Below are 22,831 nucleotides of genomic sequence, written 5' to 3'. Positions count from 1 at the left end.
TTTAAAGTTGAACTTTCAGGCTCACTTGCCGATCCTGCTCATCGTGCAGATTCAGCATGCTCAGATGTTTGTCTTGCTGTCCGGATATGCGCCGGATTTCGCTCTGGCTGACCAGCTCGGCCAGGCTGATGGCGTCGAGAAAATTGCTGATCCGTTCGCTCAGGGCGCACCACAGGGAGTGAGTCAGGCACTGGTTGCCGCTCTGGCAGTCCCCCTTGCCCTGACACTTGGTGGCATCCACCGACTCATCCACGGCGGCAATGACCGCTCCCACGGAAATGGCCTCGGCGTCCAGGCCCAGCAGGTAACCACCGCCGGGCCCCCGCACGCTGCTCACCAGGCCCTGCTTGCGCAGGCGGGAGAACAGTTGCTCAAGGTAGGACAGGGAAATGCCCTGCCGCTCCGAGATGTCGGCCAGGGATACCGGACCGTCATTGGCATGCAACGCCACATCCAGCATGGCGGTCACGGCGTAACGGCCTTTTGATGTCAGTCTCATGTGGTCAAACCGTTTTCCAACATTGGCGTCAGGGTGTCATACCCGAGTGATTCAGTCAAGTATTTACCCCAGTAAAACAGTCGGCTATTTGCCTTGCCGGCCGAGGCGCTGAACCGAGGTCAGAATGCCGCGCAAAATGTTGAGTTCGTGGTCTTCCGGACGGGCCCGATTGAACAGCCGGCGCAGCTTGGTCATTACCTGACCGGGGTGCGGCTTGATGATAAAACCGGTGTCCAGCAGGGTCTGCTCCAGATGCGCGTAAAAGCGTTCCAGATCCGCCGCCAGCGGGTAGTCGGCTGCTTCTGGTTCGTGGTGGCTGCCGGCCAGCCAGGCCATGCGCACCTCGTAGCTGAGGGTCTGTACCGCCATGGCCAGGTTGAGGGAGCTGTATTCCGGGTTGGCGGGAATGGCCACATGATAGTGGCACAGCTGCAGTTCTTCGTTGGTCAGGCCGGTACGCTCCCGGCCGAACACCAGCGCCACCTTGTGTCTGGGCGCTTCCGCCATGGCCTTTTCGCCCGCCTGGCGGGCATCGAGCATCGGCCAGGACCAGGTACGCGAGCGGGCGCTGGTACCGATCACCAGGCCACAATCGGCCACCGCGTCGGCCAGGGTCGGCACGGTGCGGGCATTGGCCAGAATGTCGCTGGCACCGGCGGCCAGGGCCACCGACTGACCATCGGGCGGGCTGACCGGGTCGACCAGGCAGAGATCGCTCAGGCCCATGGTCTTCATGGCCCTGGCGGCAGATCCCATGTTGCCGGTGTGGGAGGTGTTTACCAGCACGATGCGTACTTGCTCAAGCATGTTCACTTAATTCCGTTGCGCTCAGGGCGCAGGATTTTATCACAGTCGTGCTGGAGGGTCAGGTGTTAATCCCGTCTTTGGCTCAGCGCTTGAGCCGGGCTTGCTGGCCGATAAGATCCAGTTCCAGCAGGGCGTAGCGGTGCTCGACAAAGTCGTAGATGTTGGTGGAAAGCGCCAGCTTGAGGTAAACCTCGGCCTGCTCCGGCTGCTCGTTGCGCTGGGCCTGTTTGGCCAGATAGAAGTAGGCCTCGCACAGCATTTCGGCCAGTTCCTGGTTGTCTTCGCTCTGTTCGGAAATGCGCGCCAGCAGTGCCTCAGGGGTCAGGGTACCAAGGTAGACATCGACGATGTCCCAGGCCCATTCGTCGGTGCCGTACAGCCGGCGATGCTCGGCCAAGCGCTCCTGTGCCATGGCAAGGTCCACCTTTTCCAGCGCCAGGTACCACCACAGCAGGCGGTAAGGATCCGTGGGCTCTTCGTCGAGGAACACTTTCAGATCCCGCGTCGCCAGCTCGGGACGACCACCATAATACAGTGCGATGCCCCGATTGAGGTTGGCATACACATAATCTGGCGCCAGTTCCAGGGCCGAGTCAAAGGCCTCATAGGCCTCGTCGAACTCCTGATTCTGGGTCAGGTAAACGCCGTTAAGATTGTAGGCATCGGCAAAGTCGGGCCGCTCGCGCAGCGCACGGTTGAAGTCGAGCCGGGCCATGGCGCGCAGGCCCACCCGGTCAAACACCACGCCTCGCTGAAAAAACAGCTCGGCCCGCTGCTCCGGGGTCAGCCCAGGCGCACTCAGCATCTGCCCCAAACGGGCAATGCCCAGCTCACTTTGATAGGAAACCTGCATGGGTACCGGCAACACCAGGGTCGGCGTGACCACTCTGGGGGCGCTGCATCCGGTCAGCATCATGCCCAGCAGGGCCAACGGACCGAGCAAAAATCTGTGTTTCAAGAAGGCTCCGAACTTGTCTTGTTCTATGTCCCCATGTTATGCAGCCGCAAGGCGTTTGTCATGCTGCAAATGCAATCAATGACGAGAAAGGGGGCTAAAGGGCGCGTTTCTGTGCGCCAGATGGATTCGGGCCATGCTTCGGCCTCTTGCGGCCATAGGCTTGCGACACGGCTGCAACCCGCTGTACTCGTCCCAACCCGCATCCCCATGCCAAAGACGGTGCAAAAAAAAGAAGCCCGAAGGCTTCTTTATGTCTGCATGGCTGCGATTACACCAGGGGTTCCTGATCCGCACCTTCCTTTTCCACCACAGGCGGCAGCATGTGCTCCCGCTTGACCCCGAGCAGCATGGCCCAGGCGCTGGCGATATAGATGGACGAATAGGTACCGAACCCGATGCCCAGCAGCAGCGCGGTGGCAAAGCCGTGGATCAGTGCGCCACCCTTCATGAACAGCGCCACCACCACCACCAGGGTGGTGGCCGAGGTGATCAGGGTTCGGCTCAGGGTGTCGGTAATGGCTTCGTCAAACACTCGGGCCGTGGTGGCCTCGCGCACGCGGCGAAAGTTTTCCCGCACCCGGTCAAACACCACTATGGTGTCGTTGAGGGAGTAACCCACCACGGTCAGCAACGCCGCCACTATGGTGAGGTCCACCTCGATCTGCAGCCAGGAAAACACCCCAAGGGTGATGATCACATCGTGGGCCAGTGACAGCACAGCGCCGGACGCCAGCCGCCACTCAAAGCGCATGCCCACGTAAATGAGGATACACAGCAGCGCCACCAGAATGGCCAGGCCGCCCTGCTCCGCCAGCTCCTTGCCGATGGACGGGCCAACAAACTCCAGCCGCTTCATCTCGGCGTCCGCCGACAGCTGCTGCATGGCGGCCATCACCGCATCGCCCTGCTGCTGCACATCGGCGCCTTCCTGGGGCGGCATGCGGATCAGCAGATCCCGGCTGGTACCAAAATGCTGCACGGTGGCGCCGGCCAGACCGGCGCCGTCCAGCTGCTCACGTACGCCGTCCAGCTCCACCGCCTGCTCAAAGGCCACTTCCACAACTGTGCCACCGGTAAAATCCAGGCCCCAGTTCAGGCCCCGAGTGGCCAGGCTGAAAAAGCACAGGCCAATCAGCACCAGCGACAGCACGGTAGCGCCCTTGGAGAAACGCATAAAGGGCAGCGGCTCTTTGGTCTTGAGGATTTCAAACATCGCTCAGTCTCCTCATATCGACAGCTTCTTGAGGCGCTTGCCGCCCCAGAGCAGGTTGACCAGGGCCCGGGTTCCGACAATGGCGGTAAACATGGAGGCCAGGATGCCGATCATCAGGGTAACGGCAAAGCCCTTGATGGGCCCGGTGCCGACCGCGAACAGAATGATGGCGGTAATAAAGGTGGTGATGTTGGCATCGGTAATGGTGCCAAAGGCCTTCTCATACCCCATGTGAATCGCCTGCTGAATGCTGCGCCCGTCCCGCAATTCCTCGCGAATACGCTCGAAGATCAGCACGTTGGCATCCACCGACATGCCGATGGTGAGCACGATACCGGCAATGCCCGGCAGCGTCATGGTCGCCCCCGGCACCATGGACATGACCCCGATAATGATCACCAGGTTGGCCAGCAATGCCAGGTTGGCCACCAGGCCGAACTTGCGATAGTAGATGCTCATAAACAGCACCACCGCCAGCAGGCCGTAGATCATGGCCAGCAGGCCGTTTTCCACGTTCTGCTGCCCCAGGCTCGGCCCTATGGTGCGCTCTTCCACAATCTGAATGGGCGCAATCAGGGCGCCGGCTCGCAGCAGCAGTGCCAGGTTCTGGGCCTCGGCCATGGAGTCGATGCCGGTAATGCGGAAGCTGCGGCCCAGTCGGGACTGAATGGTGGCCACGTTGATCACTTCCTGCTCCTTGCGCAGGGTCGGCTTGCCATCGGCGCTGGGCTTGTCACCGGGTTTGTACTCGGTAAAGACGGTGGCCATGGCCCGTCCCACGTTGTCCTTGGTGAAGTCGGCCATGCGGCTGCCACCGGGGGCATCCAGGCTGATGTTCACCTGGGGACGGCTGAACTCGTCCATGCCGGAGTTGGCATCGACAATGTGCTCACCGGTGAGGATCACCCGCTTTTGCAGCACCACGGCGCGCCCATCGCGATCCGTGAACAGCTCGGAGCCCGGGGGCACCCTGCCTGCCGCCGCGGCGGCGGCATCGGCCCGTTCATCCACCAGGCGGAATTCCAGGGTGGCGGTGGCACCAAGAATTTCCTTGGCGCGGGCGGTGTCCTGAATGCCGGGCAGTTGCACCACGATGCGGTCGGCGCCCTGGCGCTGAACCAGTGGCTCGGCCACGCCCAGCTCATTGACCCGGTTGCGAATAATGGTGATGTTTTGCTGCAGGGCGTATTCCTTTACTTCCTTCAGCCGCTGCTCGCTCATGACCGCAAACAGGCCGTAGCTGTCGCCGGTGTCCCTGGTGGTAAACACCAGATCCGTGTTGCGATTGCGCAAATGGCTGATGGCCTTGTCACGGGTCTCAACGTCCCGGAACACCACCAGGGTGCCGCCGTCCCGGCTCAGTACGCCGGAATAGCGCAGCCGCTCCTGGCGCAGTTCGGTACGAAAGTCCTGAACCGTCTGCTCCTGCACTCGGTTCAGGGCCTCGGCCATGTCCACTTCCATCAGGAAATGCACGCCGCCGCGCAGATCCAGGCCCAGTTTGAGCGGACCGGCACCGATGGCTTCCAGCCAGGCGGGGGTGGACGGGGCCAGGTTGAGGGCGGTGACGTAGTCGTCACCCAGGGTCTCGGCAACCAGGTCCTTGCCCCTGAGCTGATCGTCGGTATTGCGGAAACGGATAAGAAGCTGGTCGTTTTCCAGGGCGGCGCTTTTTACCTCGATGCCGGCCTGATTGAGGCTGCTTTGGGCCTTGACCAGTACCTCGGCAGAAACCTGGGTTCCACGGCTGCCGGACACCTGAAGCGCCGGATCTTCACCAAACAGGTTGGGTGCTGCATAAAGAAAACTGATGGTGATCACCAGGATCACCATCAAGTATTTCCACAGCGGATATCGATTTAACACGCTGTGCTCCTCGACAGGAAAGAATTAGAGGGACTGAATGGAGCCCTTGGGCAGGACGGCGGTGATGAAGTCCTTCTTGATAGTCACCTGGCTTTGCTCGCTCAGGCTCAGTACCACATAGTCGTTGTCGGTAGAGATCTTGGCAATCTTGCCCACCAGGCCACCGTTGGTCAGCACCTCGTCACCCTTGCTCAGGGAAGACATCAGGTTTTTATGCTCTTTGACCCGCTTGGACTGGGGACGGAAGATCATGAAATAGAAGATCAGGCCGAACACGACCAGCATGATGATCATTTCCATACCGCCACCGGCGGCACCGCCACCCTGGGCGTGAGCACTGGAGATAATATCCATTCTTGCAGTTTCCTCGTTATGGTTAAAAGCCGTTATTCACTCGTGGATGCTGGCTGACCCAGCGGCGGCACGGGTTTGCCCTGCCGACGATAGAACTCTGCCACAAAGTCATCTAATTTACCCTGCTCAATGGCGCCGCGTAAACCTTCCATCACCCGCTGGTAGTAACGCAGGTTGTGAATGGTGTTTAAACGCGCACCCAGTATCTCGTTGCATTTGTCCAGGTGATACAGATAGGCGCGGGAGTAATTTTTGCAGGTATAGCAATCGCAATCGGCGTCCAGCGGGCCGGTATCGGTCTTGTGTTTGGCGTTGCGAATCTTGACCACGCCGTCGGTGGTGAACAGGTGACCGTTACGGGCGTTGCGGGTGGGCATCACGCAGTCAAACATGTCGATGCCCCGGCGCACGCCTTCCACCAGATCTTCCGGCTTGCCCACGCCCATCAGGTAACGGGGCTTGTCTTCGGGAATTTTCGGACAGGTATGCTCCAGCACCTTGTGCATCTCGTGCTTGGGCTCACCCACCGCCAGGCCGCCCACGGCATAGCCGTCAAAGCCGATGTCGAGCAGGCCTTCCAGAGACTGATCCCGCAGATCTTCGTAAACGCTGCCCTGAATAATGCCAAACAGGGCGTTCTTGTTGCCCTGCTTGTCGAAATGATCCCGGGAACGCTTGGCCCAGCGCAGGGACATTTCCATGGACTTCTTGGCTTCTTCCCAGGTGGCCGGGTACGGGGTGCACTCGTCCATGATCATCACGATGTCGGAGCCCAGATCGTACTGGATCTCCATGGACACTTCCGGTGACAGGAAAATCTTGTCGCCGTTCACCGGATTGCGGAAATGCACGCCTTCCTCGGTAATCTTGCGAATGTCCCCCAGGCTGAATACCTGAAAGCCGCCGGAGTCGGTGAGGATGGGTCCCTGCCAGTTCATAAAGTCGTGCAGATCGCCGTGCATTTTCATCACTTCCTGCCCGGGACGAATCCACAGGTGAAAGGTGTTGCCCAGCAAAATATGGGCGCCAGTGGCGGCCACTTCTTCGGGCGTCATGCCCTTGACGGTGCCATAGGTGCCCACGGGCATAAAGGCCGGGGTTTCCACCACGCCCCGGTCAAAGATCAGCCGACCGCGGCGGGCGCGTCCGTCTGTGGTATCCAGTTCAAATTTCATTCTTTACCTCACTGGCCGGAGAAACAGTCCGACCCTATTTGTAAACAAGTGAGGGGTGGGTCGTGAGGAGTGAGGTGAAAAACCAACGTCTTATGCTTTGTCCCTCACACCTCACTCCTTACCCCTCACGTTTATTTATCACTTGATCTGTCTGGTAATAAACATGGCGTCGCCGTAACTGAAGAAACGGTAACGCTCGGCCACCGCCTGACGGTAGGCCTCCATAATGTGGTCCTGACCGGCAAAGGCGCTGACCAGCATGATCAGGGTCGACTCCGGCAGATGAAAGTTGGTGACCATAGCGTCCACCAGCTGAAAGCGGTAACCGGGGTAGATAAAGATGTCGGTGTCGCCATAAAAAGGGGCCAGCGGCTCGCCTTTGGCGAGGCTGGCCTGAGCCGCGCTTTCGAGCGACCGTACCGAGGTGGTGCCCACCGCAATCACCCGGCCGCCACGCGCCCGGGTCGCCTCGATTTGCGCCACTACCTCGGCAGGCACTTCGATGTATTCGGCATGCATTTTGTGCTCAAGCACATTGTCGACCCGCACCGGCTGAAAGGTGCCCGCGCCCACGTGCAGGGTAATAAAGGCAAGCTCGGCGCCCTTGGCGCGAATGGCGTTCAGCAGCGGCTCGTCGAAGTGCAGGCCGGCGGTGGGTGCCGCCACTGCGCCGGGCTTTTCGTTGTAAACGGTCTGGTAGCGTTCCTTGTCGGCGTCGGTGTCGGGCCGATCGATATAGGGCGGCAGCGGCATGTGCCCCACCGCTTCAAGGATCTCCAGCACGCTACGGTCGTCGTTGAACTCGATTTCAAACAGGGCATCGTGGCGGGCCACCATGGTGGCGCGAACGTCGGGCTCAAGAATAAGCTCGGTGCCGGGTTTGGGCGACTTGGAGGAACGCACATGGGCCAGCACCCGTTTGTCGTCAAGCATACGCTCCACCAGCACTTCCAGCTTGCCACCGCTGGCCTTGCGGCCGAACAGCCGGGCCGGAATGACCCGAGTGTTATTGAACACCAGCAGGTCGCCGGGATTGATCAGGTCCAGAATGTCGCCAAAGCGGCCGTGCACCAGGTTCCCGGTATTGCCGTCCAGCTGCAACAGCCGGCTGGCGGTGCGCTCGGGCATGGGGTGGCGGGCAATGAGTTCATCGGGAAGTTCAAAGGAAAAATCTTGGACCTGCATAACTACCTCTGTATAAGACGAGCGCTAGTCTAGTGAGCGCACCTGAAGGGATCAAGGCAATTCGACGTTGAAGCAATTTCGACCCCGCAGCGAAAGTGAGCCATGATTGCCTCACCCATGATCCCGGTCAGGTTACCGACGCACCGTGTTGGGCTATCTTGATATAAAAAGAGGAGAACCATCATGCCGGCCATTGTTTCCGAAATAATGTCATCCCGCGTTCTGGGGCTGCCTCCTTCCGCCACCCTGGCCGAAGCCCGCACCCTGATGCAGCGCCATCATATTCGCCACCTGCCGGTGCTGGAGCAGGATCGGCTGGTTGGCCTGGTCAGCCAGCGGGACATTCTCGCCGCTCAGGAGTCCAGCCTGGAGCAGGGCCGCAACGGCCAGTTCCTTGAACACCACATGCTGTCGGAAATCATGAAAACCGGTGTCACCACCGTCAGCCCTCGGGCCGGCATTCGCGAGGCGGCGCTGTACCTGCAAAAGCACAAATACGGCTGCCTGCCGGTGGTGGACAAGGACAGGCTGGTGGGCATTGTCACCGACAGCGATTTTGTGGCGGTGGCCATTCACCTGCTGGAGGTGCTCGACAATCAACTGGACGAGCAGGATGACGAGCTCGACGCCGGCGAGGTGGATGAACTGCAGGCCGAGACCGACGGCGCCGAATACCGGGACGACTCCCCCAACTAAATGAATTACCTGGCTCACCTGCACCTGGCCGAACTCAGCCACACCAGCCTGGCCGGCGCCCTGCTGGGGGAATATGCCCGGGGCGGGGTGGATACGTCCCTGCCCGCCTCATTGCAGATTGGCATTATGCTGCACCGGCGCATCGACAGCTTTACCGATGCCCACGCGCTGCACGCGGCCAGGGTGCGCGCCCTGCCGCCGCCCTTTCGTCGCTTTGGCGGCATTATCACCGACATGATGTTCGATCATTTTCTGGCCCGGCACTGGTCCCGCTACCATGCGCTGCCCCTTGACGAGTTTGTCCGGCAGGCCCACGAACGGCTGACGCCCGACCGGCACTGGCCCGAGGCCATGGTGCGGCTGGTGGCCGGACTAAAGCAAAGTGGCATGCTCGCCCGCTACCGGGACTTTGACGCCCTGCTCGGCGCGCTGGCACGCATTGACCAGCGCTTTAAACGACCTACTCCCCTGCCCCGGTGCCGGCCGCTGCTGGAGCAGCATTACGGCGACATGGAAACCGCCTTCCTTCACTTTTATCCCGAGCTGGAAGCGTTTGTTCTCGACCAGGCCCGGGGGTTGGCGGGGTAAAAGCGCTCGGGCTGCACCGGCTGGCGGCTAAAAAACCGCGTATTCTTGCAGGGCAGCTTCATAAAGCCCCCCACCCCCGTGTCGGTGATCAGCGGAATATGCGCGACAATTTGCGCCAGCAGGGCGGCGAATTCGGCCTCGGCGGCCACATCCAGCAGCCGGTAGTAGCTGTGCAACTTGAGATGATCGGACGTCACTTCAAAAATAATGCAGCCGCTGTGGTGAATGTGGTTGAGCCTGGCTATTACCACCATGATCTCCTCGGGCAGCACCAGCTGCTCATCCGGATCACGACCGTCTTCAAAATAGGAGTGAGGCTGGCGATCGGCCCCGGTGTCGGGGCTGTCCGCCAGCCGGTAGGGAATACGCATGGCCGGCGCCGGCATAAAGGGCTGAGCAGGCCCGCTGCGGCTTAAATGCAGGGTGTTGCGCGCGTTGAACAGGCACGCCTTGAACACGCCGTTTTTGGTAATGGCCCGGGCCAGGGCAACCACATTGTTAACCGCCACACCAAAGGCTGGCAGCAGCGCCTTGTCATAGAGATTGAGGCTGGAGTCGATGTCCACGCCGCCGTCGTGCCAGTGAATGGCCAGGCCACCCATCACCGGGTAGCGCCCCAACCGGCCGACAGCCGCCACAAAGGCCTTTTCGGTCTCCCCCATGCCTTCGAGGTATTGTTTGTAATAGCGCTCCAGCTGGGCATCGGCAACCTGTTGTATGTCTTCTCGTTCGCTGTGCTCACGGAGAAAGGACTTGCGTGACGAATACACCACGGTGTCGATGTCCCGCGTTCCCGAGCCGGGCCACACCGGCAATTGCGGCTTGTCGTCAAACAGGGGCAGCTCGGGCAGCACCAGTTGTTTAAGCCGGGGCATGGCCGCCAGCCAATAGTCCCCGGCCCGGCGGCGACGCTCGGGATCGTCGTCCAGCAGGGCATCGAGCAGCCGGGCGAACTCTAGTGGCAAGCCCAGGCTGGCGGCGGGCATGGCCTTGCGGCCAAAGCGACAACCCTGGCCCGAGGCCAGCGCGTACAGGGTGCCGGCCACTCCTTGCTCGTCAAAGCGGGGGCTCGACAGCGCACCCGCCAGCTGTTCGGGCCCGATAAAATAAACATCCCCCATGCGGGCGTTGGACTGCTGCAAATCTCCCGACAGCAGCGCCAACCCGCCGGCCCCGGCCCAGTGGCCATCGGCATCCTGCTGGGCAAACACAGACGAGCCCCAGTCCACCAGGCTGATACGCCCACTGCCGGGGTCATACATGATGTTGGACGGCTTGATATCGCCGTGCACCACGGGCGCCGGTTCACCGTCCCGCGTCTGTCGGCGCAGGGCCTGCAGAATGTCCGCCAGCTGGGCGGCAATGTCGATCACTTCACGGGCCGAAAGGCGACCCCGGCGCAGGCTGTAGTGCTCCAGATCTTCCCCCGGCGCCCGACTCATCAGCAAAATGCCCTGACGGCCGCGCAGGGCATAGGCCAGGTATTCAGGGATCAGCGGATGCCGCACGCAGGACAACATATAGGCCTCGTCGGCCAGCCGTTCGCGCACCGCTTCGGGCAAATCGAGTCGGGAAAACTTGAACGCCACCTGCTCGCCCCGTTCGCCGGTGCCGGCAAAGGTAAAGCCGTATACTCCCTTGCCCGCCAGGGTGATGTCGCGGTAGCCGAGCTTTTCCAGCTCGGCGATGCACAGGGCAATCCAGTCCTTCAGCTTTTGCGCATCGTTGGCGCTCAGCAAATAGATGGACTGCTCTTCGGGAATGTAAAAGTTGCCCAGGGCGTCCATGGCGGCGTCAGGCGGGCATCAGTGCAGCCGGGCCAGCATGCGCCCGGGCTGCTCCAGGTAACCCTGCCAACAGCGGTTGAAGCGGGCCAGGGTGGCGCCGTCGATCACTCGGTGATCCGCCGACCAGCACACCGTCATCAACTGCCGGGCCACCACCCGGTCCTGCTCATCGAACCGGGGCAACCGTTGCAACCGCCCCAGGGCGGCAATGGCGAGCTGAGGCGGAGTGACGATGGGGGTGGAGACGGTACCGCCCAGCACGCCGATATTGGACAGGCTGATGGTGGCGCCGGCGAGCTCGGCCTGAGACAGGCGACCGGCCCTGGCCGCCTCGGTCAGCCGGGTCAGTTCACGCGCCAGCGTCAACAACGACTTGTCTTCACAGTGGTGCAGCACCGGCACCAGCAGGCCGGTTGGAGTGTCCACTGCCACCCCCACATGATGACCGTCTTCATACACCAGGGTGCGGCCATCGCCTTCAAGCCGGGCACCGAGCAGCGGAAAGTCAGACAGCGCCAGCGACAGCGCCTTGATAAAAAACGGCAACAGCGTCAGTTTGACCCCATCGCGCTCAAACTCCGGCGTCAGCCGGTATTTGAGCGCGAGCAGCTCGTCCAGGCAAAACTCCTCGCAATAGGTAAAGCGGGGAACGGTGAGGCTGTCGGTCATGTGCCGGGCCATGGCGGCGCGCACACCGCTCAGGGGCTCGCGCCAGGCCGATTCGGTCCGCGACGGCGCGCCTTGGGCCGCCAGCCAGGCCTCCACATCTTCCTTGTAGACCCGGCCCTTATCGCCGGAACCCGGCACCTGCGCCAGATCCACATTATGCTCCCGGGCCAGCCGACGCACCGCCGGACTGGCCACGGCCCGGTTGCCGGCCGCAAAGGCTTTCTCAGGAGACTCGGCATGGCAAGTCGCTTCGCCGAAGGCCCCGGCACCCGGGGACCTCTCGCCTTCGCTGGTCTCGGCGTTTTCCGTCGCCTCATTCTGCTGCGAGTCGCTTCGAGGGACGCTTGCGGTGGCCTCATCATCTGCCAGCGTCATTTCAAACAGCGGCGCATCCACCCTGGCCATGTCCCCCTTTTTTACATACAAGCGAGAGATGGTGCCGGCGTGCACCGCCGGAATCTGCACCAGCGCCTTGTCGGTCATCACATCGCAAATGGCCTGATCTTCTTCCACCCGATCACCCTCGGCCACCAGCCACTCCACCAGCTCGCACTCCACTATGCCCTCGCCGATATCCGGCAGCAGAAAGTCCTTTTTCATGTGCGCTCCTAAAAATTCATGGTGGCGTTAATGGCGTCGAAAATCCGATGCTGATCGGGCATGTACCGCTTTTCCAGCGCCAGCGGAAAGGGAGTGTCGAGGCCGCACACTCGAGCGATGGGGCTTTCCAGATACAGAAAGCAGCGCTCTTGTACAGTGGCGGCAATCTCTGCGCCAAAGCCACCGGTCAGGGGCGCCTCATGGCTGATCAGCAACCGCCCGGTCTTGAGCACGGATTCCACCACAGTGTCTTCATCCCAGGGCAGCAGGCTCTGCAGATCGATCACCTCACAGGAAATGCCCGCATTGTCGGCCAGATCCGCCGCCTTCAGCAGGTAGTCCATCTGGGCTCCCCAGGCCAGCAGGGTGATATCCGAGCCTTCCCGCACTACCTCGGCCTTATCCAGGGGCAGCTGGTAATAGCCTTCGTCCACCTCGGCCACCGCCGCCCGGTACAGCCGCTTGGGTTCAAAAAAGATCACCGGATCCGGGCAGGCGATGGCCGCCAGCAGCAGCCCTTTGGCCTGCACCGGTCCTCGGGGCACCACCACCCGCAACCCCGGGGTATGTACAAAATACGCTTCCGGCGACTGGCTGTGATAATGGCCCCCGGCAATGCCGCCGCCGTAGGGCGTACGCACCACCAGGCCGCCCACGTTGAACTGGTTGCCGGAGCGATAGCGGAACTTGGCGGTTTCGTTGACCAGTTGATCAAAGGCGGGAAAGATGTAATCGGCGAACTGAATTTCCGCCACCGGCTTCAATCCTTTTGCCGCCAGGCCGTTGGCAAAGCCGACAATGCCCTGCTCGGTGAGCGGAGTATTGAAACAACGATCTTCGCCATATTTGTCCTGCAGGCCACTGGTGGCCCGAAACACGCCGCCAAAGTGGCCCACGTCCTCGCCAAAGCACAGCACGCTGGCATCCCGCTCCATGGCCAGGGTCAGCGCCTGATTGACCGCCTGCAACAGGTTCATCTGCTTCATGCGTCCTCCCCTTGCCGGCCACTCGAAGGATGTTTCAGCCCGGCCAGCTGACGCTCAAGGTGGCGCGGCACCGCCGCATAAACGTCTTCCACCAGGCTCTCCAGCGCGGGTTTGGCCCGCTGCTCGGCCTGTTTCATGGCCTCCAGGATCTGCCGGCGCAGCTCATCACGGTGACGGCGATCATCATCCTCATTCAGCCAGCCCTGATGCTGCAGCCACAGGCGGTAGCGACCAATGGGATCCCGCTTGCGCCAGCGCTCCTCTTCGGCCTGAGAGCGGTAGCCGCTGGGATCGTCCGATGATGAATGGGCCCCCAGCCGGTAGGACATGGCTTCAATCAGCATTGGTTGGGGATCGTCGAGCATCAGTTGCCGAGCCTGACGGGTGGCCTCAAACACCGCCAGGGTGTCGGCGCCGTCCACCCGCAGGGTACGAATGCCGTAGCCCACGGCGCGACTGGCGATGCCGTCACCTACAAACTGTTCGCTGGCCGGCGTGGAAATGGCGTAGCCATTGTTGCGGCAAAAAAAGATCACCGGGGTTTTCAGCACCGCCGCCATGTTCAGGCCGGCGTGAAAGTCCCCTTCCGAGGCCGCCCCTTCCCCGAAGTAGCACAGGGTGATGGCGGACTCGCCGGCCAGTCGCTGGCCATAGGCCACCCCGGTGGCCTGGGGAATTTGCGTGGCCAGAGGGGAGGAAATGGTCATGAAGTTGAGCTCACGACAGCCGTAGTGCACCGGCATCTGCCGGCCCTTGCCCAGATCGTCCTCATTGGAAAACAGCTGGCTCATGAATTGCGCCAGGGTAAAACCCCGGTGCAGCAGGGCGCCCTGCTCCCGGTACTGGGCCAGGATCATGTCTTCCGGTGCCAGCGCCGCCGCACTGGCTACCGCCTGGGCTTCCTCCCCCAGGCTCTGCAGGTAAAAGCTGATACGGCCCTGGCGCTGGGCCGCCAGCATGCGCTCATCCAGCAGCCGAGTGGCCACCATGCTGTGGTACATGGCCAGCGCCTGCTCCTTGTCGAGTTCAGGCGCAATAGCATCGGCATAGAAGTGACCGTCGTCCTTTAACAGCCGAAAGGTAGGAATGGTCAGGCCGTGGCCGTCCACGAACCGGATCCGGTGCACCAAGGTAATGGTGGCGTTATTGGGATTGGTCATGCCGCCCTCGCAGTCCAGACTGGAACCTCGAGGCTAATTCTAGTCGTTTTTGCATGGGCGGCCCGATATGACACCAATCCGGCCGCTCAGTAACCGGCATGCCCGGGCTCAGGTTTTCAGGCGCCCCAACTCCTGCTTGAGCCCCCCGGACAGGCCGCTCAAGCGCTGACCGTGCTGTCCCACCGACTCGGCAAGATCGGCCAGTTGCGCCGCTGCCTCACCCAGTCTGGTCAGGTTGCGGTTAATGTCGCTTGAAACCGCGCTTTGCTCTTCAGCCGAGGTCGCCATCTGGGTAACGTGATCACTGATGGTCTGGATCAATGTTGTTACCCCGGAAAGATCCTGGTAAGCCTCTTTCGACTGCGCCGAGGTGTGTTCGGCCCGCGCCGCTCCCTGCTCCATGATCTGCACGGTATCACCCACCTGCCGGTTGAGCCTCTCAATCAACTCGGCGATATCATCGGTGGACTGACGGGTCTTGGCCGCCAGTGCCCGCACCTCGTCGGCCACCACCGCAAAGCCCCGGCCCTGTTCGCCAGCCCGGGCCGCTTCGATGGCGGCATTGAGCGCCAGCAGGTTGGTCTGCTCGGCAATGGCCCGTATGACATCGAGAATGCTGTTGATGGCCTCACTGCGTTCCGCCACCTGGTTCACCGCTTGGGCCGCAGCCAGCACCTCGACGGCCAGCTGGCCGATGTCATCCACAGTGCCGGCCAGTCGCCCCTGAGTGCCCTGCAGGGCCTGATTGGCCTGCCCCGCCTCGATCGCCGCCTGCTCGGAGAAACGGGCCACCTCGGCGGAGGCCACACTCATCTCGTTCATGGCGGTCACCACCGACTCCAACTCCCGGTTTTGTCGGGTCACCTGCTGATGCATGTCGCCGGCCAGCCGGGCGCCGTTATCGGATTCCCGCCCCACCTCCTGACCGGTCAGCTTGAGCCTGAGCACCAGCTGACGCAGGGTCTCGATGAAACCGTTAAAGCCGCCAGACAAGGCGATCAGTTCCCGATGAGTGTCTATCTGTACGGTTCGGGTCAAGTCCCCCTCGGCACTGTTCAGGCTGCCAATCCGTTCGTTCATCAGGGTGAGCGGGCGGGTAATGGTACGTACCAACAGGACCATGGCGCCAATACCGGCAATCATGATCAGGCCTCCGGCCAACCACTGCTGATGGGTCAGCTCGCGCACACCGGCCGTCAGGTGCTGCTGAAGCAGGGCCACATCAGCCAGAGCCACCTCACGGGGCACCCGGATCAACAGCGACCAGTTCACCCCGGCTGCGGTGATCGGCATTTGATAAACGCCATACAGATAATCATCCCCCAGCGTACTCACCTCACCCCCGCTCAGGGCCAGCAAGCGCTGCGATGCGTTTCCTTCCATCACCTCGCTCAGCGGACGGCCCAGGCTGTCGGGCTGACGACTGGACGCCACCACCATCCCCTGGCTGCTGAGCAACAAGGCTTCAGCCTGACCATGGTAAAGGGAGTCGGCAAGTTGCATGATCTGCTGCTGAAACGCCGACAGATGAATGTCTGCCCCGCTCACACCACGAAACCGGCCTTCGGCGATAATGGGCACCGTTACACTGGTCATCAATTCACTGTGGCCAGGCTTAATCTCATACAAATACGGCTCCAGCAGGCAGGGTTGGCTAGTCTCCATCGGACACAGAAACCATTCGGCGTTGCGCTCTCCCCGTTCGTTGCGGCCGGTGTCGTGTTTCTCGGCGGCGTCGTCCACCCGCAATTGCTCCAGCGCACCATCCTGTTGACGTACCAAGTACACCTCCAAGCTGCCGGCACCGTTCACCGAATGGGTATAGCCATTCACATAGAGAGCATCCAGGCCATCATAGGCATTCGCCTCGAATTGACTGTAAATGGCACCGAGCTGAGGGTTGGCCATCAGCAACTGGCGGTTGATCGCCACCACCTGCTCCCGGCTGAGTTGATCCTGAGCAGGTCCCGAAATACTGGCGGCCAGCACCTGGGCCAGGGTCAGGGGGGTGCGAAAGCTGTCATTGATGAAGGCAGCCAGCCGGGTCCCCGCAGTGGCCGCCTGACTGCTGAGCTGCTGGCTGATTTCGGCTTGCAGCACCGTCGCGGCTTCCCGCCCGACGTCGCCGGCAGTCTGTTTCAAAAAGTGGTTCACGACACTGTTTAGGATCAGCACGCAAAGCAACAACAGCAGGCCGGTGGTCACAAACAACTTGGCCGACAGGGCGGTTTTTTTAATGTGAAGCATGATAGTAAAGGATCCTTCCGAGCAACCGCCAATACCATTATGGCAAGGGATGCCCTCCATTCATGTTACCGATAAAGAGGTATGACTAATGCGTACGGTCAGTAAGAATGACTCGATGCAGTATCCATGTAGTGCTGAAGTGGAATATCGGCAGTGTTACCTTTTACTTAACACCTATTAATAAAAACACATAAAAAAGGCAGCCTCAAGGGCTGCCGAAAAACGAGATAGGTATTGCGATGGTTTATTGTTATGGGGTCAACCGGGCTCAGATATTGTCGAACTGACCCATGGTGTTGTCCTTGCCACCGGCCTTGAGCGCGGCCTCACCGGCGAAGAATTCCTTGTGGTCATCACCGATGTTGGAGCCGGCCATGTCCTGATGCTTGACGGTGGCGATGCCCTGACGAATTTCCTGGCGCTGAACACCCGCCACATAGGCCAGCATGCCTTCGTCGCCGAAGTAACCCTTGGCCAGATTGTCGGTGGACAGGGCCGCGGTGTGATAGGTCGGCAGGGTGATCAGGTGATGGAAAATGCCGGCTTCACGGGCGGCGTCACGCTGGAAGTTGCGAGTCCACTCGTCGGCCAGTTGCGCCAGCTCGGTGCTGTCGTAATCGGCGCTCATCAGGCGATCACGGTCGTAGGCGGACACGTCCTTGCCTTCGGCGGCCCAGGCATCGAACACCTGCTGACGGAAGTTCAGGGTCCAGTTGAAGGACGGGCTGTTGTTGTACACCAGCTTGGCATTGGGCACCACGGCGCGAATGCGGTCTACCATGCCCTTGATCTGGCCGATATGGGGCTTCTCGGTTTCAATCCACAGCAGATCGGCACCGTTTTGCAGGCTGGCGATACAGTCCATGACAACACGGTCTTCACCGGAGCCGGGCTTGAACTGGAACAGGCCGGAAGCTAGGCGCTTGGGACGAACCAGCTTGCCGTTTTGCTTGATCACCACGTCGCCGTTGGCGATGTCTGCCGCGCTTTCAATCACGTCGCCATCGATAAAGCTGTTGTATTGATCACCCAGATCGCCCGGCTCGTTGGTCACGGCAATCTGCTTGGTGAGGCCGGCACCCAGGGAGTCGGTACGGGCCACAATAACACCGTCGTCCACACCCAGCTCAAGAAAGGCCAGGCGTACGGCGTTGATCTTGGCCAGAAAGTCGGCATGAGGCACGGTCACTTTGCCATCCTGGTGACCGCACTGCTTCTCATCGGATACCTGATTTTCCAGCTGAATACAGCAGGCGCCGGCTTCGATCATTTTTCTGGCCAGCAGGTAGGTCGCTTCGGCGTTGCCAAAACCGGCATCAATGTCGGCAACAATGGGCACGATATGGGTTTCATGGTTGTCAATTTGGGCCAGTATTTCCTGGGCTTTGGCCTTGTCTCCGGCATTCTGAGCGTCTTCCAGTGAACGGAACAGGTGGTTCAGCTCCCAGGAGTCGGCCTGGCGCAGGAAGGTGTACAGCTCTTCAATCAGGGCCGGTACCGAGGTCTTTTCGTGCATGGACTGATCCGGCAGTGGGCCGAACTCGGAGCGCAGGGCGGCAACCATCCAGCCGGAGAGGTAGAGATAGCGGCGCTTGGTGCTGCCAAAGTGTTTCTTGATGGAAATCAGCTTCTGCTGACCGATAAAGCCGTGCCAACAACCCAGAGACTGGGTGTATTGCGCCGGATCCGCATCATAGGCGGCCATGTCTTCGCGCATAATCTTGGCGGTGTATTTAGCGATATCAAGGCCGGTTTTGAATTGGTTCTGCACGCGCATGCGGGCGGCATGTTCGGGTTTGATGGCGCCCCAGCTCGGGTTCTGTTTGATGAGGGTGGCCAGTTTATCGATCTCGTTGGCGTATGGCATGGTTCCAGTCCTGTGTTGTTGGCGTCGAGCCATGGGCTCAATCGGTTATACATCCCTGTCAAACCAGCGTTGGCACCGCATTCGGCTGGCTCGGCAATCGGGTTCTTGTTGTTGTAGGGCGGCTCGGCCCGTTTCCGTTTGTTTGGCTTGTAGCGGCCAAAAGGCATTGCCGTACAAGACTCAGATTTTGTTTTGCGTTGCGGTGTGACTATTACGTTGCGCAAAAAAAAGCCCTAAATCAAGATCCGATTTAACTAAAACACAACATATGTCACATTCCATCCCTGGCCCAATAAAACGTTAAAAACTGGCTAACCCCCTTGAATAAAGGCACATCAAAAAAACCATAATCAAGGTCACAACGGCGACAAATGTAATTTAATTACGTAAATTTAACACCAAAATAATAACAACCTTGGACTAATATCAAACAAAACCCTTTTCCTTACATACGCCACCTGTCCGCGGTAAGCCGTGGGCTGAAGCCGGGCCCAGCGGGAACCAGTACAATTATCGACCAGTATTTTTGCGATCGCAAAAAATCATTCACTCCTACAGTACCCTCAACCACGGATTACCAGGAGTGTCGTTGTTTTGTCATTTTCATGATCGCCCCTGAACAGGGCACAGACAGGCGACAACTTCGCTCATTTAAGGCTGGGCTGCCGCCCTGGTCGGCCAGTCGAAGAGGAAGATTTTTTTGGCGGGTCGCGGCATTCCCGACATTTAAAATAGGAAACAACAATCAATTCAATAGAAACCAATGATTTTACCTAACAATCTATTCTCCCTTACCATCAACGGCGTTCGAGACACACATTTACCGACAACACGAAAGGAGCTGTTATGGCCGTTTCCATCAATACCGAAATCAAACCCTTTACCGCCGATGCCTTTTATCAGGGCGAATTCGTCAAGGTGAGCGACGCCGATCTCAAGGGCAAATGGTCCGTGGTGTTCTTCTACCCGGCCGACTTCACCTTTGTGTGCCCCACCGAACTGGGCGATCTGGCGGATCACTATGCCGAGCTGCAGAAAATGGGCGTGGAAGTGTACTCGGTATCCACCGACACCCACTTTACCCACAAGGCCTGGCACGACAGCTCAGACACCATTGGCAAGATCCAGTACTACATGGTGGGCGACCAGACCGGCACCATCACCAACAACTTTGGTGTGATGCGTGAAGGTCAGGGCCTGGCCGACCGTGCCACCTTTATCATCGATCCCGAGGGCGTTATTCAGGCCATTGAAGTGACCGCCGAAGGCATTGGCCGCGATGCTTCTGACTTGGTGCGCAAGATCAAGGCCGCCCAGTATGTGGCCGCCCACCCGGGTGAAGTCTGCCCCGCCAAATGGCAGGAAGGCGAAGCCACCCTGGCCCCGTCCCTGGACTTGGTCGGCAAAATCTAAGTCAGGCTCCTGCCAACGGCCCGCCCCATGGCGGGCCGAATATTCCCTCCCCTGCTTTTATTGATTTCATTGCACAGGACACGACCATGTTAGATACCAATATCAAAAAACAACTGGACACCTATCTGCAGAACATTGTCTCGCCGATAGCCATCAGCGTGTCCGGTGACGACTCTGCAAAATCCAACGAATTACTGACGCTGGCGACCGAAATCAGCCAGCTCTCAAGCAAGATCACCCTTGAGCAGGTGACGGCCGACCGCAGTCCCAGCATGGGCGTGGCTCCCGCCGGGCAGGCACCACGGGTCAGCTTTGCCGGCATTCCCCTGGGCCATGAGTTCACTTCCCTGGTGCTGGCCCTGCTGCAGGCCGGCGGCCATCCGTCCAAGGCGGCGCCGGAGCTGCTGGAGCGAATCCGCAATCTCAAGGGTGAATTTCATTTTGAAACCTATATCTCCCTGTCCTGTCAGAACTGTCCGGATGTGGTCCAGGCGCTGAACCTGATGGCGAACCTGAACCCCAACATCACCCATGTGATGATTGACGGCGCCCTGTTCCAGGATGAGGTTAACGAACGCCAGATCATGGCGGTGCCCGCGGTATACCTGAACGGTGAACATTTCGGTCAGGGCCGCATGACCCTGGAAGAGATTGTCGGCAAACTCGATACCGGTGCCGCCGAGCGTCAGGCCGCCGAGCTCAACGAGCAGGATCCCTTTGACGTACTGGTGGTGGGTGGTGGCCCGGCCGGTGCCGCGGCGGCCATTTACGCCGCCCGCAAGGGCGTGCGCACGGCACTGGTGGCCGAACGCTTTGGCGGCCAGGTCATGGATACCGTTGGCATTGAGAATTTTATCTCCGTGCCCTATACCGAAGGCCCGAAGCTGGCCGCCAGCCTGGAGCAACACGTCAAGGAGTACGATGTCGAGCTGGTGACCAACCAGCGCGCCGCCGGCATTCAACGGGGCGAGCTGATAGAAGTGCCGCTGGCCAGCGGTGCCGTGCTCAAAAGCAAGTCGGTCATACTCGCCACCGGTGCCCGCTGGCGCGAGCTGAACGTGCCCGGGGAAGCCGAGTACCGCACCAAGGGCGTGGCCTATTGCCCCCACTGCGACGGCCCCTTCTTCAAGGGCAAGCGCGTGGCCGTGGTCGGTGGTGGCAATTCAGGCATTGAGGCGGCCATCGATCTGGCGGGCATCGTGGAGCATGTGACCGTACTGGAATTTGCCGACACCCTGCGCGCCGACGAGGTGCTGCAACGCAAGGCTCGCTCCATGGGCAATATCGACATCATCATGAATGCCCAGACCAGCGAGGTGCTGGGGGATGGCAACAAGGTGACCGGCATGCAGTATACCGACAGGGTCAGCGGCGACAGCAAGCGCCTGGATGTGGCGGGTATCTTTGTGCAGATCGGCCTGGTACCCAACACCGAATTTCTGCAAGGCTCGGAAGTGGAGCTGAGCCGCACCGGCGAGGTGATCATTGACGCCCGTGGCGCCACCTCCATGACCGGGGTGTTCGCCGCCGGCGATGCCACGACCGTGCCCTACAAGCAGATCATCATCTCCATGGGAGCCGGTGCCACCGCCGCCCTGGGCGCCTTTGATCATCTGATCCGCTCATAAGCCCGTGAGGGGTGAGGAGTGAGGTGAAAAGCCTTGAACTCCTCCCCCTGACTCCTCACGATTTTTTATCCTTTCTGCAGCTGGGCCTTGAGGTTGGGCGGGGTGCCCTTGATGGTCAGGGTATCGGTAGCCGCATCATACTCAATGCGCTCACCCAGCAGCTTCTGATCAAAGCTGATGGTCAGCCCGCCCCCCGAGCCCACGTATTTGGTCAGGCCCTTGAGGGCCGAACGGTCTACCGGAAACCGCTCTTCCAGCGCATATTCCTCACTGACAAACTGATAAAAGTCGAGATCGTCATCGGCGCCCAGTTCTGCCGACAGCTCACGCAGCTCCAGCTCCTCACCTTCCTTCAGTTGCTCCCGGCAGTACTTGCTGATGGTCGCCTTGCTCTGCAGCTTTTCTTCCTGGCTGAGCTGGCGGGCATCGCAGTATTCGTCCACCGCCTTCATCAGGCCCTGGCTCTGGGCCTTGGGATCCATGCCCTCGACACAGGACAGAAAGTTGAGAAAGAAGTCCGATACCTTACGTCCGGCCCGACCCTTGATAAAGGAGAAATAACGTTTTGACTCCGGCCGGGTCTGCAGCTCGGTGAGATCCAGCCGCGCCGCCAGCTGCATGCGCCCCAGATCCAGGTAACTGGCCCGGCTTACATCGAGCTGCTCGGTCACGGTCACGCTGTCCTTGTTGTCGAGCAGGGCAATCAGCAGGTAATGGGCGCCCAGCCACTGGTAGCGCACAAACAACAGCACGCCCTCTTCCTGCATGTCCAGCCGGTTCAGCTCCGCCAGCAGCCGTTCGGCGGCCTGGTGCGAAAAGGCGGCAAAGCCCAGGCTTTGATCTTCCATACGCCGCACCAAATCCCGAAAGCCGGTATCCTCGTCGCTGAAGTGGCCGAATACCTTGCCGGCCTTGGTGTTGTAGATATGATGCAGCTCGCCCATCAGCTCGGTCACGGCCGGTCCCGCGGCCAGTTCGTCGTCTCGCCGGGCGAGTGCAACCTGCCCCTGTTCATTCACAAACAGGGAATGCACTATGATGTGTTCGATGTCCAGGCTCATGTCAGATTGCCATAGAGTTGCCGTTAGGGGTGGGGTATTATAGACACCCTGTTATCAAGTTAAATGATTGAA

Annotated in this window: 19 protein-coding genes; 4 read left to right on the top strand and 15 right to left on the bottom strand. The window is 60.2% G+C overall.

What is annotated here, in order from left to right; genetic code table 11:
- Position 1: 1 nt before the first annotated feature.
- The 8 genes from iscR to queA form a co-directional block, all read right to left on the bottom strand.
- Entirely contained in the window at positions 2–499 is a 498-nt protein-coding gene (iscR, locus tag OJHNALOF_RS11740) for a Fe-S cluster assembly transcriptional regulator IscR (RefSeq protein WP_094200670.1), read from the bottom strand.
- 84 nt (positions 500–583) lie between these two features.
- Positions 584–1,306 carry a tRNA (cytosine(32)/uridine(32)-2'-O)-methyltransferase TrmJ gene (gene trmJ / locus OJHNALOF_RS11735; RefSeq protein WP_094200669.1) on the bottom strand — a complete coding sequence of 241 codons (723 nt, stop codon included), beginning with the start codon at positions 1,304–1,306 and terminating at the stop codon, positions 584–586.
- Positions 1,307–1,388: 82 nt separating this feature from the next.
- Entirely contained in the window at positions 1,389–2,264 is an 876-nt protein-coding gene (nlpI, locus tag OJHNALOF_RS11730) for a lipoprotein NlpI (RefSeq protein ID WP_281254932.1), read from the bottom strand.
- Between the two features lie 268 nt (positions 2,265–2,532).
- Positions 2,533–3,477 carry a protein translocase subunit SecF gene (gene secF / locus OJHNALOF_RS11725; RefSeq protein WP_094200667.1) on the bottom strand — a complete coding sequence of 315 codons (945 nt, stop codon included), beginning with the start codon at positions 3,475–3,477 and terminating at the stop codon, positions 2,533–2,535.
- A 12-nt stretch (positions 3,478–3,489) separates the two neighbouring features.
- Positions 3,490–5,343, bottom strand: a complete 1,854-nt coding sequence (gene secD, locus OJHNALOF_RS11720) for a protein translocase subunit SecD (RefSeq protein ID WP_094200666.1) — start codon at positions 5,341–5,343, stop codon at positions 3,490–3,492.
- Between the two features lie 24 nt (positions 5,344–5,367).
- Positions 5,368–5,697, bottom strand: coding sequence for a preprotein translocase subunit YajC (gene yajC / locus OJHNALOF_RS11715; protein ID WP_094200665.1), 330 nt, complete (start codon positions 5,695–5,697; stop codon positions 5,368–5,370).
- A 32-nt stretch (positions 5,698–5,729) separates the two neighbouring features.
- Positions 5,730–6,872, bottom strand: coding sequence for a tRNA guanosine(34) transglycosylase Tgt (gene tgt / locus OJHNALOF_RS11710; protein ID WP_094200664.1), 1,143 nt, complete (start codon positions 6,870–6,872; stop codon positions 5,730–5,732).
- 138 nt (positions 6,873–7,010) lie between these two features.
- Positions 7,011–8,057 (bottom strand): tRNA preQ1(34) S-adenosylmethionine ribosyltransferase-isomerase QueA, encoded by a 1,047-nt coding sequence (queA, locus tag OJHNALOF_RS11705; RefSeq protein WP_165662131.1) that lies wholly within the window; start codon positions 8,055–8,057, stop codon positions 7,011–7,013.
- Between the two features lie 183 nt (positions 8,058–8,240).
- Here queA and OJHNALOF_RS11700 point away from each other — a divergent pair, with 183 nt between their 5' ends.
- On the top strand, positions 8,241–8,753 hold the full coding sequence (locus OJHNALOF_RS11700) for a CBS domain-containing protein (RefSeq protein WP_206063690.1): 513 nt from the start codon (positions 8,241–8,243) through the stop codon (positions 8,751–8,753).
- Positions 8,754–9,341, top strand: coding sequence for an ACP phosphodiesterase (locus OJHNALOF_RS11695; RefSeq protein ID WP_165662130.1), 588 nt, complete (start codon positions 8,754–8,756; stop codon positions 9,339–9,341).
- Here the strand turns inward: OJHNALOF_RS11695 and OJHNALOF_RS11690 are convergent.
- From OJHNALOF_RS11690 to OJHNALOF_RS11665, 6 genes are all read right to left on the bottom strand, one after another.
- Complete coding sequence (locus OJHNALOF_RS11690) at positions 9,287–11,128, bottom strand: phosphotransferase (RefSeq protein WP_165662129.1); 1,842 nt, start codon at positions 11,126–11,128, stop codon at positions 9,287–9,289. The two genes, OJHNALOF_RS11695 and OJHNALOF_RS11690, sit on opposite strands and share 55 nt — an antisense overlap.
- Before the next feature lie 18 nt (positions 11,129–11,146).
- Complete coding sequence (locus tag OJHNALOF_RS11685) at positions 11,147–12,397, bottom strand: 2-oxo acid dehydrogenase subunit E2 (protein ID WP_165662128.1); 1,251 nt, start codon at positions 12,395–12,397, stop codon at positions 11,147–11,149.
- An 8-nt stretch (positions 12,398–12,405) separates the two neighbouring features.
- Positions 12,406–13,383, bottom strand: coding sequence for an alpha-ketoacid dehydrogenase subunit beta (locus tag OJHNALOF_RS11680; protein WP_165662127.1), 978 nt, complete (start codon positions 13,381–13,383; stop codon positions 12,406–12,408).
- Positions 13,380–14,543 (bottom strand): thiamine pyrophosphate-dependent dehydrogenase E1 component subunit alpha, encoded by a 1,164-nt coding sequence (locus OJHNALOF_RS11675; protein ID WP_165662126.1) that lies wholly within the window; start codon positions 14,541–14,543, stop codon positions 13,380–13,382. Before OJHNALOF_RS11675 ends, OJHNALOF_RS11680 begins: the two co-directional genes overlap by 4 nt.
- Positions 14,544–14,651: 108 nt before the next feature.
- A complete protein-coding gene (locus OJHNALOF_RS11670) occupies positions 14,652–16,790 on the bottom strand; it encodes a methyl-accepting chemotaxis protein (RefSeq protein ID WP_165662125.1) in 2,139 nt (712 codons plus the stop codon).
- Positions 16,791–17,058: 268 nt separating this feature from the next.
- Positions 17,059–18,657 (bottom strand): isocitrate lyase, encoded by a 1,599-nt coding sequence (locus OJHNALOF_RS11665; protein WP_165662124.1) that lies wholly within the window; start codon positions 18,655–18,657, stop codon positions 17,059–17,061.
- 846 nt (positions 18,658–19,503) lie between these two features.
- On the opposite strand from OJHNALOF_RS11665, the gene ahpC reads away from it, so the two are divergent.
- Positions 19,504–20,070, top strand: coding sequence for an alkyl hydroperoxide reductase subunit C (gene ahpC, locus OJHNALOF_RS11660; RefSeq protein WP_094200654.1), 567 nt, complete (start codon positions 19,504–19,506; stop codon positions 20,068–20,070).
- An 86-nt stretch (positions 20,071–20,156) separates the two neighbouring features.
- Positions 20,157–21,698 (top strand): alkyl hydroperoxide reductase subunit F, encoded by a 1,542-nt coding sequence (gene ahpF / locus OJHNALOF_RS11655; protein ID WP_165662123.1) that lies wholly within the window; start codon positions 20,157–20,159, stop codon positions 21,696–21,698.
- 65 nt (positions 21,699–21,763) lie between these two features.
- Here ahpF and yejK read toward each other — a convergent pair whose 3' ends face one another.
- Positions 21,764–22,759: a nucleoid-associated protein YejK gene (yejK, locus tag OJHNALOF_RS11650; protein ID WP_165662122.1), complete on the bottom strand. Its 996-nt coding sequence runs from the start codon at positions 22,757–22,759 to the stop codon at positions 21,764–21,766.
- Positions 22,760–22,831 lie beyond the last annotated feature (72 nt).

Origin of the sequence: Oceanimonas sp. MB9 (assembly GCF_011319775.1) — a bacterium.
Lineage (GTDB): Bacteria > Pseudomonadota > Gammaproteobacteria > Enterobacterales > Aeromonadaceae > Oceanimonas > Oceanimonas doudoroffii.
The sequence above is the reverse complement of the archived record's forward strand: the minus strand, read 5'-3'. Positions and strand labels throughout refer to the sequence as shown.

What these genes read in the sequence shown, in the direction of transcription:
- ahpF (WP_165662123.1), top strand. Translation starts at nt 20,157, where the DNA reads ATGTTAGATACCAATATCAAAAAACAACTGGACACCTATCTGCAGAAC.
- OJHNALOF_RS11685 (WP_165662128.1), bottom strand. Translation starts at nt 12,397, where the DNA reads ATGAAAAAGGACTTTCTGCTGCCGGATATCGGCGAGGGCATAGTGGAG.
- ahpC (WP_094200654.1), top strand. Translation starts at nt 19,504, where the DNA reads ATGGCCGTTTCCATCAATACCGAAATCAAACCCTTTACCGCCGATGCC.
- yejK (WP_165662122.1), bottom strand. Translation starts at nt 22,759, where the DNA reads ATGAGCCTGGACATCGAACACATCATAGTGCATTCCCTGTTTGTGAAT.
- OJHNALOF_RS11675 (WP_165662126.1), bottom strand. Translation starts at nt 14,543, where the DNA reads ATGACCAATCCCAATAACGCCACCATTACCTTGGTGCACCGGATCCGG.
- tgt (WP_094200664.1), bottom strand. Translation starts at nt 6,872, where the DNA reads ATGAAATTTGAACTGGATACCACAGACGGACGCGCCCGCCGCGGTCGG.
- OJHNALOF_RS11680 (WP_165662127.1), bottom strand. Translation starts at nt 13,383, where the DNA reads ATGAAGCAGATGAACCTGTTGCAGGCGGTCAATCAGGCGCTGACCCTG.
- OJHNALOF_RS11665 (WP_165662124.1), bottom strand. Translation starts at nt 18,657, where the DNA reads ATGCCATACGCCAACGAGATCGATAAACTGGCCACCCTCATCAAACAG.
- yajC (WP_094200665.1), bottom strand. Translation starts at nt 5,697, where the DNA reads ATGGATATTATCTCCAGTGCTCACGCCCAGGGTGGCGGTGCCGCCGGT.
- iscR (WP_094200670.1), bottom strand. Translation starts at nt 499, where the DNA reads ATGAGACTGACATCAAAAGGCCGTTACGCCGTGACCGCCATGCTGGAT.
- queA (WP_165662131.1), bottom strand. Translation starts at nt 8,057, where the DNA reads ATGCAGGTCCAAGATTTTTCCTTTGAACTTCCCGATGAACTCATTGCC.
- OJHNALOF_RS11690 (WP_165662129.1), bottom strand. Translation starts at nt 11,128, where the DNA reads ATGGACGCCCTGGGCAACTTTTACATTCCCGAAGAGCAGTCCATCTAT.
- OJHNALOF_RS11700 (WP_206063690.1), top strand. Translation starts at nt 8,241, where the DNA reads ATGCCGGCCATTGTTTCCGAAATAATGTCATCCCGCGTTCTGGGGCTG.
- OJHNALOF_RS11695 (WP_165662130.1), top strand. Translation starts at nt 8,754, where the DNA reads ATGAATTACCTGGCTCACCTGCACCTGGCCGAACTCAGCCACACCAGC.
- secF (WP_094200667.1), bottom strand. Translation starts at nt 3,477, where the DNA reads ATGTTTGAAATCCTCAAGACCAAAGAGCCGCTGCCCTTTATGCGTTTC.
- OJHNALOF_RS11670 (WP_165662125.1), bottom strand. Translation starts at nt 16,790, where the DNA reads ATGCTTCACATTAAAAAAACCGCCCTGTCGGCCAAGTTGTTTGTGACC.
- trmJ (WP_094200669.1), bottom strand. Translation starts at nt 1,306, where the DNA reads ATGCTTGAGCAAGTACGCATCGTGCTGGTAAACACCTCCCACACCGGC.